This is a genomic window from Streptomyces sp. NPDC050528 (assembly GCF_044457795.1).
Classification (GTDB): domain Bacteria; phylum Actinomycetota; class Actinomycetes; order Streptomycetales; family Streptomycetaceae; genus Streptomyces.
The window spans coordinates 120,894-132,500 of record NZ_JBITHH010000017.1 but is presented as its reverse complement, the minus strand read 5'-3'; the positions used below and the strand labels follow the sequence as shown (position 1 = coordinate 132,500).

15 protein-coding genes are annotated in these 11,607 nt (G+C 69.5%); 12 read left to right on the top strand and 3 right to left on the bottom strand.

The window, feature by feature from the left end:
- The first annotated feature begins 807 nt into the window (after window positions 1-807).
- The 6 genes from ACIBK4_RS43470 to ACIBK4_RS43445 all read left to right on the top strand — a co-directional run bounded on the left by ACIBK4_RS43470 (window position 808) and on the right by ACIBK4_RS43445 (window position 4,123).
- Window positions 808-1,029: a hypothetical protein gene (locus ACIBK4_RS43470; RefSeq protein WP_399004476.1), complete on the top strand. Its 222-nt coding sequence runs from the start codon at window positions 808-810 to the stop codon at window positions 1,027-1,029.
- Window positions 1,026-2,045 (top strand): hypothetical protein, encoded by a 1,020-nt coding sequence (locus tag ACIBK4_RS43465; protein ID WP_399004474.1) that lies wholly within the window; start codon window positions 1,026-1,028, stop codon window positions 2,043-2,045. The genes ACIBK4_RS43470 and ACIBK4_RS43465 overlap by 4 nt, the downstream gene beginning before the upstream one ends.
- The gene (locus ACIBK4_RS43460) at window positions 2,003-2,314 is read left to right on the top strand and encodes a hypothetical protein (protein WP_399004472.1); all 312 of its coding nucleotides are present in this window, start codon (window positions 2,003-2,005) and stop codon (window positions 2,312-2,314) included. The genes ACIBK4_RS43465 and ACIBK4_RS43460 overlap by 43 nt, the downstream gene beginning before the upstream one ends.
- Window positions 2,315-2,575: 261 nt before the next feature.
- On the top strand, window positions 2,576-3,346 hold the full coding sequence (locus tag ACIBK4_RS43455; RefSeq protein WP_399004470.1) for a hypothetical protein: 771 nt from the start codon (window positions 2,576-2,578) through the stop codon (window positions 3,344-3,346).
- A complete protein-coding gene (locus ACIBK4_RS43450; protein ID WP_399004468.1) occupies window positions 3,346-3,840 on the top strand; it encodes a LysR substrate-binding domain-containing protein in 495 nt (164 codons plus the stop codon). Before ACIBK4_RS43455 ends, ACIBK4_RS43450 begins: the two co-directional genes overlap by 1 nt.
- Window positions 3,841-3,844: 4 nt before the next feature.
- Window positions 3,845-4,123, top strand: coding sequence for a glutaredoxin domain-containing protein (locus ACIBK4_RS43445; protein WP_399004466.1), 279 nt, complete (start codon window positions 3,845-3,847; stop codon window positions 4,121-4,123).
- A gap of 50 nt (window positions 4,124-4,173) precedes the next feature.
- On the opposite strand, the gene ACIBK4_RS43440 is transcribed toward ACIBK4_RS43445, so the two are convergent.
- The 3 genes from ACIBK4_RS43440 to ACIBK4_RS43430 form a co-directional block, all read right to left on the bottom strand.
- Window positions 4,174-4,635: a hypothetical protein gene (locus ACIBK4_RS43440; RefSeq protein ID WP_399004464.1), complete on the bottom strand. Its 462-nt coding sequence runs from the start codon at window positions 4,633-4,635 to the stop codon at window positions 4,174-4,176.
- Between the two features lie 290 nt (window positions 4,636-4,925).
- Window positions 4,926-5,381 carry a hypothetical protein gene (locus ACIBK4_RS43435; RefSeq protein WP_399004462.1) on the bottom strand — a complete coding sequence of 152 codons (456 nt, stop codon included), beginning with the start codon at window positions 5,379-5,381 and terminating at the stop codon, window positions 4,926-4,928.
- 208 nt (window positions 5,382-5,589) lie between these two features.
- Window positions 5,590-5,793, bottom strand: a complete 204-nt coding sequence (locus ACIBK4_RS43430) for a hypothetical protein (protein ID WP_399004670.1) — start codon at window positions 5,791-5,793, stop codon at window positions 5,590-5,592.
- On the opposite strand from ACIBK4_RS43430, the gene ACIBK4_RS43425 reads away from it, so the two are divergent.
- The 6 genes from ACIBK4_RS43425 (at window position 5,716) to ACIBK4_RS43400 (ending at window position 11,566) form a co-directional block, all read left to right on the top strand.
- Window positions 5,716-6,264 carry a SigE family RNA polymerase sigma factor gene (locus ACIBK4_RS43425; RefSeq protein ID WP_399004659.1) on the top strand — a complete coding sequence of 183 codons (549 nt, stop codon included), beginning with the start codon at window positions 5,716-5,718 and terminating at the stop codon, window positions 6,262-6,264. The genes ACIBK4_RS43430 and ACIBK4_RS43425 overlap by 78 nt on opposite strands.
- Window positions 6,265-6,266: 2 nt before the next feature.
- The gene (locus ACIBK4_RS43420; protein ID WP_399004460.1) at window positions 6,267-7,061 is read left to right on the top strand and encodes a hypothetical protein; all 795 of its coding nucleotides are present in this window, start codon (window positions 6,267-6,269) and stop codon (window positions 7,059-7,061) included.
- Window positions 7,062-7,159: 98 nt separating this feature from the next.
- The gene (locus tag ACIBK4_RS43415; protein ID WP_399004458.1) at window positions 7,160-8,107 is read left to right on the top strand and encodes a hypothetical protein; all 948 of its coding nucleotides are present in this window, start codon (window positions 7,160-7,162) and stop codon (window positions 8,105-8,107) included.
- Entirely contained in the window at window positions 8,104-9,585 is a 1,482-nt protein-coding gene (locus ACIBK4_RS43410; RefSeq protein ID WP_399004456.1) for a peptidoglycan-binding protein, read from the top strand. Before ACIBK4_RS43415 ends, ACIBK4_RS43410 begins: the two co-directional genes overlap by 4 nt.
- Window positions 9,582-10,310, top strand: a complete 729-nt coding sequence (locus ACIBK4_RS43405) for an ABC transporter ATP-binding protein (protein WP_399004454.1) — start codon at window positions 9,582-9,584, stop codon at window positions 10,308-10,310. Before ACIBK4_RS43410 ends, ACIBK4_RS43405 begins: the two co-directional genes overlap by 4 nt.
- Complete coding sequence (locus tag ACIBK4_RS43400; protein ID WP_399004452.1) at window positions 10,307-11,566, top strand: ABC transporter permease; 1,260 nt, start codon at window positions 10,307-10,309, stop codon at window positions 11,564-11,566. The genes ACIBK4_RS43405 and ACIBK4_RS43400 overlap by 4 nt, the downstream gene beginning before the upstream one ends.
- Window positions 11,567-11,607 lie beyond the last annotated feature (41 nt).

Sequence of the window (11,607 nt, the reverse complement as noted above, 5' to 3'; positions counted from 1 at the left end):
GGACGGCTGGGGCAGTTCGCCAAGTGAACGACGCTGTTTGGCACCTGGAATGGCTAGCGCGGGGCCAGTTGGCAGGAGACGCCGCGACATGGGATCAGACGTACAACAGGTACCGGGCAGCACGCAGGACGTACTACGAGAAGGCCCGTGCCAGCCTTCACGTTCCAGGGGAGGTCATTGCTGAGCGAGCTACCTGGCCACCGCAGTGGCGAGCGAATACTTGATCGGTGACTGCCGCCAAGCAACCGTCTCAGTTTCCGTCTCATTCACCACCGTTCGCCGACGTTCAGGCGGGACCAGACGGCCACTCCCGTCCATGAGTCAGCCGCCTGTGAACCCAGGTGAACGCCCCCGCACACACCCCAACACCCCACCACCACAGTTGGAAAGCGTGTTGGGGGCAACCCCTCACGAGTTCGAATCTCGTATCCTCCGCCAGTGCCTCACCGGGCACGATGTCGAAGGGCCCCGCTGTTCGCAGCGGGGCCCTTCGTCGTGGTGCGGTCCCCGTTAATTGCGTAATTGCGCGGAGCGGTCAGCCGCGAGCTTCCGCAGAGTTCCGTCGGCTTCCGCGGGCAGGCTCTTGGCGGCAGGTCTCGCGATGGGATGCCGTACGTCGACACACAGGCCGCGCAGACCCACAAGCCGCGCAGCCCTTCCCCCTCTCCCCCTTGATCGGAACTTTGCCGCCCCTTCATCAAGATCGCCGATCTGAAGGCGACAGCCCCTGATTTCCACACGCACAGCTCCGGCCCTGGCCAAGGCGCTGACCAAGCTCAAGACCGGTCTGGCGGGAGCCGGTTCGCCGTGGGGGGGGACGACGAGCGGGCCCGGAAGTTCCACGAGGAGTACGGCCCGCACGTGACGAAGATGGAAGAGGCCGCCGGGATCCTGGCGCTCGGCCTGGCCAGTGTCGAGGCGGTCATGACCGACATGGCGGACGGCCATGTCGACAACGAACTGCTCGTCCGCTCGATGTTCGGCAAGATCCAACCTGCTCCGCACGACGGCGACGGACCCGCGCGGTGAGCGCGGCCGACACGGCCAAGAAGATCGTCCAGGACATGACCGGCATGTGGTGGCCGGATGCCGACGAGGGCGGTCTGCGGGACGCGGCCAAGGCGTGGCGGGACTTCGCCGACGATCTCGAAGAGGTCACCGCCGCCGCGAACAAGTCGGCCCGGGGCATCATCGAGCACAACAAGGGCGAGGCGATATCCGCCTTCGACGACCCGTTCTGGCGCCGTTACTACTACGACGGCCACGGCCGGCTCCGGGACATGACCGACGGCGCCCGCGACATGGCCAAGGCCCTCGTCCAGCACGCCGATGTCGTCCACAAGGCCGTCAAGCATCTGGAACACGAGCTGGAGATCGTCGGCGCCACCATCGTCGCCGGCACCGCCCTCGCGGTCTTCACGCTCGGCATCTCCGAAGACGCCGCGGCCGCCGCCACCGCTTCGATCCTGGAGCTGTCCGCCACCCTCGGCGTGACCGTCTCCACCGAGATCGCCACCATCGCCGGCACCACACTCGCCACCGCCGCCATCGGCGGACTCGAATCGATCACCGTCGACCTGGCCGTCACCCAGCCCGTCGCGATCGCCACCGGGGAGAGCAAGGGCCTGAGCCTCGACGAGGTGAGCGACTCCGCCCTCTACGGCATGGCGTTCGGCGGCGCGTTCGGAGCAGGCGGCAGCACAGCCCGAGTCGTCACCGAGAACGGCGGGATGGAGGGCCTGTTCAACGGCTTCCGGCTGAACAGTGCGGCCCTCGACGAAATGGGCACGTCCCGTGCCTGGAAACTGATCCAGGCTCCGGACTCGAAGATCCCCGTAGCGCCGCTGAAGGCGGGGGACTTCAAGCTCGTCTCGGGCGACCCCGTCTACTTCGGCAGGACCACCACTACGGTGGGCTACGACGAGCGCACCCTCAACAACCTGCAGCGGTCGCCCGGATCCCCGGCGTACACGACGTGGTCGTCCACGGCACGGACCAGGGAGTGTTCCTACCCGGTCGCGTCAATGCCGCGGGCAAGGCCCTGACGGACTTCGAAGCGCACCCCAACCACATCGCGGACGCCATCCGCAGCAATCCCAACTACCACGGCGAACCGGTACGTCTCATCTCCTGCTACTCCGGCGCCGACGCGCGACCTCCCGAGCTGCCCCTGGCCCAGTCCGTCGCCAACGAGCTCGGCGTGCCCGTGCCCGTGCCCACGCCCACGAACAAGGTGGGCACGTTCCCCGACCTCGGACTCAACCAGACCCCCACCATCGCAACAATGGTTACTGGCGCACCTACCTGCCCATGACCCACTGACGGCAGGCCCACGGGAGTGACAATGATCAAGCGAGCGGGCTTCTCCGGGAGCTCGGCGGCCCGGACGCCACAGCGGCCGATGCGCCGTCCCTGCACGACGCCGTGCGGAGCAGCGGGCCCTGGGACGAGGACCGCGTTCTCGCCTACCTGGCATCGGCTCGGGAGATCTATACGACGATGGGGGCTCAGCGCGACGCCCTCGCCGGCGACGAGTGGATCGCGGGCTCCGAGTCCCTGCTGACCGACGGCACCTGTGATCTGGCCGGTCGACCTCGTGCACTACGTGCGCCGTCACCACGCCGCCCTCCCGCAGGAGTTCCTGGACCACATCCGGACCAACGACTACACGGTCCCCGCCGTACCCGACGAACGAGCCAGGCGGATTTTCCAGGAGGAGTTCCCAGTCAGCGCCCCCGCCAGGGCCCCGTCCCGGGCAACGGGCTTCTTCACCTGGTACGTGCCGAAGCTGAACAGCACGAGCGCCCAGCAGCTCCTCGCCCACCTGGAGGACGCGGGACTCTCCGCCGTACACCCCCTGACGAACGCCCTCTTCGGATTCCGCGAGACACCGACCGGGAACCGCGAACCCCTGCTGGGCGACGGCACAGCCCTCGCCACCGTCCTGGCCGACGACCGCTACTCGACAACCGAGTTCACCTGCTGGATGGGCTACGACCAGTCCCTGACCGGCATCGTGCGACGCACGGACGAGACGACACAGAGCATCACCCTGCGCCTCACCGACGTCCCGGCACCCGACCGCGAGGAGGCCGTAGCGGCGCTGGTGCGCACGCTCGACCAGGACGCGACCGAGTGCCGCGGTTTCGTCATCGACCGAACCGGCGTCTCGGCTTCCCAGGACTGGGACCGCATCCTCACGGGCGACGGAGCACACGTCACCGTGTGGCCCGACACCATCGGCATCCTCCGGGACCGCGTCGCCAACCACCCCGAGCTGACCGACAGCAAGCCGACCGCCTACGGCCCGCTCGACGTCTTCCACCGCCCGTGGAAGGCGCCGTAGTGGGGCCCAGGGGTTCGGCGGAGGCGATCGCGGAGGGCGGGAACACGGATCCGCACGTACGCGGCCAACCCCTGTGCGAGGAAACGGTGTTGGCCGTGCTCCCGGTCGACCATCCGCTCGCCGAGCGCGCGTCCGTGACCTGGCACGACCTGGCCCGGCAGCCCTTCGTCGCCTTCACGCCGTCCAGCAGCGTACGGCGGCTCGCGGACCTGTCCTTCGAGCGGGCCGGCATCCGACGGACGAACCTGATCGAGACCCGGGAGGTCGGGACGGTGGCGGGCATGATCTCGGCGGGCCTCGGCGTCAGCGCCGTACCGCGCCCGGTGCTGCCGCTGATGACCTTCGGGCGACTGGTCACCCGTCCGGTCAACGGCCCCGGTACGGTACGGAAGTTGGCGGTCTACACGCCACGTACGCCGGTGCTGCCGGCGGCGTCCGCGTACTTCCTTCACCGGCTTCTGCATACCGCGACCGGTGAGCATGAGGAGGAATGACTACGTGTCTGAAGCGCCCGGTGAAGTCGTCGTCTACTGGCGGCCCATGTGCCCGTACTGCATGAAGCTCCTCGCCCAACTCCGGTTCACCCGGCTGCAGTTCACCAAGGTCGACATCTGGCAGGACCCTGACGCGGCGGCGTTCGTCCGGTCCGTAGCGGACGGGAACGAGACTGTGCCGACGGTGACGGTGGCGGGGCGGGCGATGGTGAATCCGTCGAAGCGGGAGTTGCTGGAGGCGGTGGAGGCGTATGCGCCGCATCTGTTGTCGGGGAGCGGCTGACAGGGCTGTTCCGGCGGCGCGTCCGGACCGTGCATAGGCGCCCCGGACTTCTACTGCGGTTGTCCGCCCAGGAATTGGGCGTCAGCCACTCGCTTCACATCGGCGAACCGGTCGTCCTGGCGAGTTCCGGCTGCCAGGTCGCTCAGGGCGTACGCCGTGTACGTGAACCCGTCCGTCGTGTGGAACTGGGCTCCCCAATTGCCGTGGGTCACCGCGCTGACCCGCGACCAGGGCAGGCGTTGGGTGCCCCAGGGGTTCACCATGACGATCATGTCCGTCGTGAGTTCCAGGCGTACGCGCAGCAGCACCCACCAGGCGAAGAGGGCGAGGCCCAGCGCGAAGGCGGTCGCTATTCCGGCGGACTTCACGTTCTCCGTCTCCGGGTGGGACAGGGCACCCCACCAGGCGGCCAGCGCCCCGCACGCCGGGCCGACGGCCAGCAGGTAGCCCCCGATCCGACCGGACCGGCTGACCCGCCAGACGCCCAGGACTCCGTCTCGTACACCGTCCACGGTACGAATGATGCCCTCCCGAGCGCCGGTTCGGTTCAGGGGGTGGGCCTGAAGCCGGCCGAGAGGTCCAGGTGGAACACGGACGCACAGCGAGGGTGGATGTGGTGCGCGGCCGGTGCTGGCAGGTCGCTCCTTGGCCATCGGCGAAGCCCGACCGTCGGTTGGGTCCCGGGTCGTGCCCGGGCCGCCCCCGGACAGAGTCGGGGATGCAACCGTTCTACAGAGCTGGACACCCCGGAAACCGGCCGCGCGTCTGTGAGCCTAGTGACGGGCACTGACAGTCGGGGGGGCTAGCGGGGCGGGGCGAACGGGTCGTAATCCAGGGGTGGTTGGGTGTTCCACCATGCCGGTGGGGGCGGGATCGGGGTCCAGTCGGGGCCTCGGTGGGTCAGCCACCAGGTTCCTATGGTGTGGAACTTCTTCTCGAAGTGGCGGTCCCAGGCGAGGAATCCGGTGGTGGGGGCGCGTAGTTGGGTGCGGCGGCCGTTCGCTTCGTAGAGGACTGTCGATCTGATGCCCATGATCGTCTCGACCTGGATGGCCTGGATGTCCGGCCAAGGGATGGTCCTGCGGCGCAGGTTGCGGACGACTGCTGCGGACGGGGTGAGCGTGATGCCGAAGTAGGACGGGAGCAGGACGCCCAGGAGCACCAGGCCGGCCCAGAGGGTGAGGAGTGCGGTCAGTGCGTCCGGGGGCGGTGTGCCGGTCGAGGACGTGATGATGAGGGCCGCGTTCAGAACGGCCAAGGGAAGGAGGGGTGTTGTGCGTTGCCACGCCGTCGCGCTGTAGCGCACCTTTGTCGGCGGCGGAGTCCTACCCGGTGAACCGTCCATCGCTGTCACCCCGTTGTTCCGGTCATCCGATGCGATCATCCATCGTTGCCCTTGTCTCTGTGATTGTCGCCGGAAAAAACTTCCCGGGGCGTGACAACCCCCCGACCCCGTACGCCCGTTCCTAGGGCATGAAGTACTTCTCACCGCGCGCCGCGCCGGTGCCGGGTGGAGGTGGGCTGTGATTCGGACGTCCCCGGGGCAGGGCGTCTCCGATGCCGGTGATGTGGGTGGCTTTGGTGAAGTCGGTCTGGAGTTTGACGACTTCGCGCGTAGTCGGCAGGCGCATCTGCGGCGTACGGCTCATCTGCTGTGTGGGGACTGGCACTTGGCCGAGGACCTGACGCAGACGGCGCTGGCGAAGCTGTACGCGGTGTGGCGTCGGGTACGGCAGTTGGAGTCGCCGGACGGGTACGCGCGGCGGGTGCTGTACCGGACGTTCATCGACGAGACCCGGCGTCGGCGCTGGTGGGAGCGGCTGGGGGCGCAGGAGGAGGATGTCGTGGCTCCGGTCTCGGACCCGGATCTCCGGCTGACGCTGCTCGACGCGCTACGGCAACTCCCGCCGCGTGGACGGGCGGTGCTGGTGCTGCGGTTCTGGGAGGACCAGAGCGTGGAGGCCACGGCGGCGGCGCTGGGGTGCAGCGTCGGCACGGTGAAGAGCCAGACCTCCCGGGGTCTGGGCACCCTGCGCCGCATCCTCGCCGACTCCGGCCAGGATCTCGGCAAGGACTTCGGCAAGGACCCCGGACCCGGTGGCACGGGAACGGGAACCGGCTATCTGCGGGCGGAGTGGTGAGCATGAAGGGGAAGGCCGGTGACGAGTTCACGGACCAGACTGACCAGTACGTGTACGCATCCGCACTGGCGGACGCCCTGGAAGGGCTGGGCTCCGGAACCGAACCGCCCATGCCGGACCTGGTGCCGGGCGCGGTCGTGCGCGGCACCCGGATGCGCCGTCGGCGACGGGTCGGGGCGACCGTAAGTGCCGCCGTCATGGCGGGAGTTGTCGCCCTCGGCGGACACGCGCTGCTGACACCGAAGCCGCAGAGCGCGCCCACGCTTCCCGCCGGGCAGCCGTCGGTCTGGTCCCCGTCACTGGAGTTGGTGCGGTCGATCCTCTCCGCCGGAACAGGCGCCGGCACGACCGTCTCGGCCGAGCAGCCGCGTCAACCCCTGCGCCCCGGACGGTACTTCAGGATGACCACCGCCGACGGCAGCGTGAACGACCTTTACGTGAGCGTCAGTCGGACCGCCACCGACCCGTCGTACACCCACCCGACCCGGGCCTGCCTGGACGGCAACGGCCGGGTGCTCGCCTCCCCGTGGAACGGCCTGATCACCCGGTGCTCCCGGACCGAGCACGGGTCGGGCAGCCTGATGCTCTACTTCGTGGCCGACAGAACCCAGGCCGTCGGCGTCACCTATCTGACCGCGGGCGGCTGGACGGTGCAGGTGATCGCCGGTTCGCTCGACGAGGCCGGGGCCCGCCGGAGCAGCGGCAGCACTCCGCGGACCGGCCCGCTCATCCAACTCGCCACCGATCCCCGCATCTTCGACGCCGTGAACGCCGAGAAGGGCGACAAGACCGCTTAGACCGTGAAGGGCGACAGCGGCTGAACCGGGGCTCGACGACCGGCCGGGTTCAACATCCCTTACCCGTAACCCTGATCAACCCTGAAGGAGTGTATGGCATGAGCATGCCCAAATTCGGCACGCCCAGAATACGTGTGTCCGCCCTGGCCCTCGGGCTGCTCCCCCTTCTCGCCGCCTGCGGTGGCGGCTCCGACGGCAAGTCGGCGGCCGGCACCGGGAGTTCGGACGCGAGCGCGGGCACAACGACCGTCAACGGCGCCACCCAGCTCACCGTCCCGGACGGCGTGGACGACGCGACGAAGAAGGAGTACATCCAGGAGAACGCCATCGCGGTCTGCATGAAGAAGCAGGGGTTCACCTACACCCCGCACGTGGAGCCCTCGCCCCAGGCCGACTCGTTCGCCGCGGTCGACGGGGAGGACTACGCGCGGGCGAAGCAGTTCCGGCAGAAGTACGGCTTCGGGTACTACGCCGGCGCCGTCTACCCGAACGACGTCAACGTCCCGTTCAGCAAGGCCGCGGTGGCGAAGCGGACCGCACCCCAGGACCAGGACGAGGACGGTCTGACCAACGCGCAGAAGAAGGCGTACGACGTCGCGCTGTCCGGTCCCCCGGCCAAGACCAAGGCGGACGAGAAGCCCGCCGGGTGCTCCGAGGTGGGGCGGGTCGCGGCGAACGGGCCGGCGCTCAGCGCGGCGGCCGAGAAGGACGCGGAGAAGGCCCGCGCCGACCAGAACCACGCCAACGGCCTCGCGCTCAACGGTGACTCCCAACTCGTCCAGCTCGCCCAGAAGTTCGCGACCTGCCTGACCGGTCAGGGCATCCAGGTCTCCACCACCCAGCCCACCGGCATGGTCTCCATGGTCCGCCTCGACATCTCCCGCCAACTGCCGGAGAACTTCATGTCGTTGAGCAAGGACGAGGCGCTGCCGCTCCTCAACAAGGACATCGGCATCGCCATGAAGGACCTGGAGTGCGGCAAGGCGTTCCGCGCCGCCTACTTCCCCAAGGAGAAGGCCAAGCCCTACTACGGAGAGAACGGATGAGCCACCCGGAGGAAGAGAACCCGAGCGGTGTCAGCGGCCGAATCGGCAGCGGTCGTAGGCGACTTGGGGTCGTGGTCTCGGCTGTCGTGCTGGTCGGGGCGGGTGGGTGGTTCGCCGGTACGCAGGTGCAGTCGCCTGCGGACGCCGCCGCCTCGCACCAGGCGCCGAAGGCCGGTCCGGTGACCGTGGCGGTCGTACGGCAGTCGCTCACCGCGAGTGTGGTGGCGACCGGGTCCGTCGAGTTCGCGTCGCCGCGGCCCCTTTCGCTGGCCGGGCCGGTCGGCAGCGGGGCGTCGGCCTCCGGCGCGGACGGCGAGGGCGCCGAGCAGCGGGTCACCAAGGCGCCGGTGGCCGGGACGAAGATCAAGGAGGGCGACGTCCTGATGACGGTCAACGGCCGTCCGGTGTTCGCGCTCGCCGGTTCCGTACCGATGTATCGCGCCCTGGGACACGGTACTTCGGGCGACGATGTGACGCAGCTTCAGAAGGCTTTGAAGCGGCTGGGGTTCGACCCCGGGGGCACCGGCGGGACGTACGGGCAGGGGACCGCCACCGCCGTCTCCGACTGGTACAAGAGCGAGGGGTACGACGCCCAGGAGCCGAGCAGCGCCGACCAGCAGCAGCTCGGCACGCTCGAACAGGCCGTCTCCGCCGCTCAGGAGACCCTCCTGACCACCAACAGCGGGGCTGGGGAGGAGAGTTCGGGTGACGGTGGTTCGTCGAGTAGCCCCAGCCCCCAGTCCAGCACCGACAAGCAGGTCCATGAAATTCAGGTCAAGTCCGCCCAGAAGTCGCTGGACTTGGCGAACGACGCGCTCAGCAGTTTCAAGGCCACCTACGGTACGAAGGTTCCGGCCGGCGAGGTCGTCTTCCTGCCGAAGCTGCCCGCGCGGCTGGACAAGGTGACCGTCAAGACGGGCGACATCCCGTCCGCGCAGATCGGTACCGTCACCAGCTCCGACGTGGTGGTGCAGGCGGCCGTACCCGGCACCGACGCCCAGCTGCTGCGCCACGGCATGACCGCCCAACTCACCACGGCGGACGGGAAGTCGGCACAGGGCACCGTGGACGTCGTAGCCGACGACACCGCGTCCTCCGACGGCTCGTCGTCCGCCACGGACACCTCCGCCACGGCCGGCACCGACTCCACGTCTGGCTCCACGTCCGGCTCCACCTCCGACTCCACCGCCGCCGTGCAGGTGCGCATCACCGTCCCGGACCCCGGTCCGCTCGCCGGTGAGGCCGAGGCGGCCGTGAAGGTGACCATCAAGGTCGGCGCCTCGGACGGCAAGGTGCTGACCGTGCCGATGGCAGCGATCCACACCTCGTCCGACGGGCGGGCCCGGGTCAAGGTCGAGCGCGACGGGACCGTGACCGAGGTCCATGTGACCGTCGGTCTCTCCGCCGCCGGGATCGTCGAAGTCAGGCCGGACGGGGGCGCGTTGAAGGCGGGCGAGAGGGTGGTGGTGGGCGAGTGATCGACACCTCGGAAGACACCTTGGTCGGCACCGCGACCGACACCGTCATCCAACTCAGCGGTGTGGAGCGGACGTTCCCTTCCGATCCGCCCGTGCACGCCCTCCGTGACGTCCACTTGACCGTGCGCCGCGGTGAGCATCTCGCCATCGTCGGGCCGTCCGGGTCCGGGAAGTCGACGCTGCTCAACACGCTCGGGCTGCTGGACCGGCCCACGGCGGGGTCGTATCTGCTGGACGGGGTGGAGACCACCGGACTCGGCGATCTGGAACGAACTTCCCTGCGGGGGAGCCGCATCGGGTTCGTGTTCCAGTCCTTCCACCTCCTGCCGTACCGGACCGTCGACGAGAACGTGATGCTGGCCGAGGCGTACCGCAGACCGCGTGCCGGGCTGGCGCGCGGCGGGCGGCTCGCGCGGGCCCATCAGGCGCTGGAGCAGGTGGGGTTGGGACACCGGGTGGGTTTCCGGCCCGACCGGCTGTCCGGCGGTGAACGTCAACGGGTCGCCATCGCACGGGCGTTGCTCAGTGACCCGGCGCTGCTGCTCTGCGACGAGCCGACCGGCAACCTGGACACCGAGAACACCCTCTCCGTGCTGGAACTCTTCGACGACCTGTGCGCCCAGGGCATGACCCTGGTCGTGATCACCCATGACGACGCGGTCAGCCGGCGGGCGGGGCGCCGGGTCCGTATCACCGACGGTCGCCTGGCCGAGGAGGCCAAGTGAGCTTGGTGGAGAGGGAGTTGGAGAGTGCCGTACGGGTCGAGCGGCCCTGGATGGATCCCCGGGATCTGTGGACGGAGGCCCTCGCCGGGGTGCTCGCGCGGCCGGTGCGGTCCGCGCTGACGACGCTCGGGACGGTGCTCGGCATCACCACGCTCGTCATCACGATCGGGGTCGCGTCCACCGCGGGCAACCAGATCGTCGGCCGCTTCGACGCGCTCACCGCGACCTCGGTGACCGTGACCGTGCCGGAGCCGCTGCCCGGTGCGGAGGACGCCGCGCCGTTGGTGCCGTGGTCGGGGACCGATGCCGTAGGGCGGCTGGCGGGGGTGGAGTCGGTGGCGGCGCTCGCCGACTCGGACGCGACCGACAGCGTGCTGGTGCGGGCCAACGACGTGGCCGCGCCCGGCGACATGTCCGGCCAGACCCTCGCCGTGGTCGCCGCCTCGGCGGGCCTGCCGGCGGCCGTGCACGGGCGGATGACCGCGGGCCGGTTCTACGACACCGGGGACATCGCCCGGCGCGACCACGTGGTCGTGCTCGGCGACCAGGCGGCCCAACTCCTCGGTATCAAGCGGGTGGAGGACGCTCCGGCGGTCTTCTTCCGGGGGCAGTCGTACACCGTGATCGGCATCCTCGGCGGGATCCGGCGCGAGGCGCGGCTGTCCACCGCCGTGATGGTGCCGCCCACCACCGCGGCCGACCGGATCGGGCTGCGGAACATCACCCGCGTGCTGATCGACACCGCGCTGGGCGCGGCGAAACAGGTCGCGCGGCAGGCGCCGATCGCGCTGGCGCCCGGCCACCAGGACTCGCTCGCCGTCGTCGCGCCGCCCGATCTGTCCAAGGCCCGCGCCGGCGTCCAGAACGACGCCAACAGCCTCTTCCTCGTCCTCGGCCTCGTCTCCCTCGTGGTAGGCGCGATCGGCATCGCCAACGTGACCCTGGTGACGGTGATGGAACGGGTCGGCGAGATCGGGCTACGGCGGTCCCTGGGCGCGTCACGACGCCAAGTGGCCGGACAGTTCCTGCTGGAGTCGACAACCATCGGGCTGCTGGGGGGAGTTGTGGGCGCGGCCCTGGGCATCGCGGTGGTGGTCTGCGTCGCCGTGTTCAAGGAGTGGACGCCGGTGCTGGATCTGCGGCTGGCCCTGGGCGCGCCGCTCGCCGGTGCGCTCGTCGGACTTCTCGCGGGGCTGTATCCGTCGCTGCGGGCGGCTCGAATGGAGCCGGTGGACGCGCTGCGCGCACCTTCATAGGTGTACGGCGGGACAAGGGCGGGCGCCTGATTTACACTCCT

Excerpts from the sequence above, each read along its gene's own strand:
- ACIBK4_RS43420 (WP_399004460.1), top strand. The coding sequence starts at position 6,267 with ATGAAGGGGAAGGCCGGTGACGAGTTCACGGACCAGACTGACCAGTAC.
- ACIBK4_RS43415 (WP_399004458.1), top strand. The coding sequence starts at position 7,160 with ATGAGCATGCCCAAATTCGGCACGCCCAGAATACGTGTGTCCGCCCTG.
- ACIBK4_RS43410 (WP_399004456.1), top strand. The coding sequence starts at position 8,104 with ATGAGCCACCCGGAGGAAGAGAACCCGAGCGGTGTCAGCGGCCGAATC.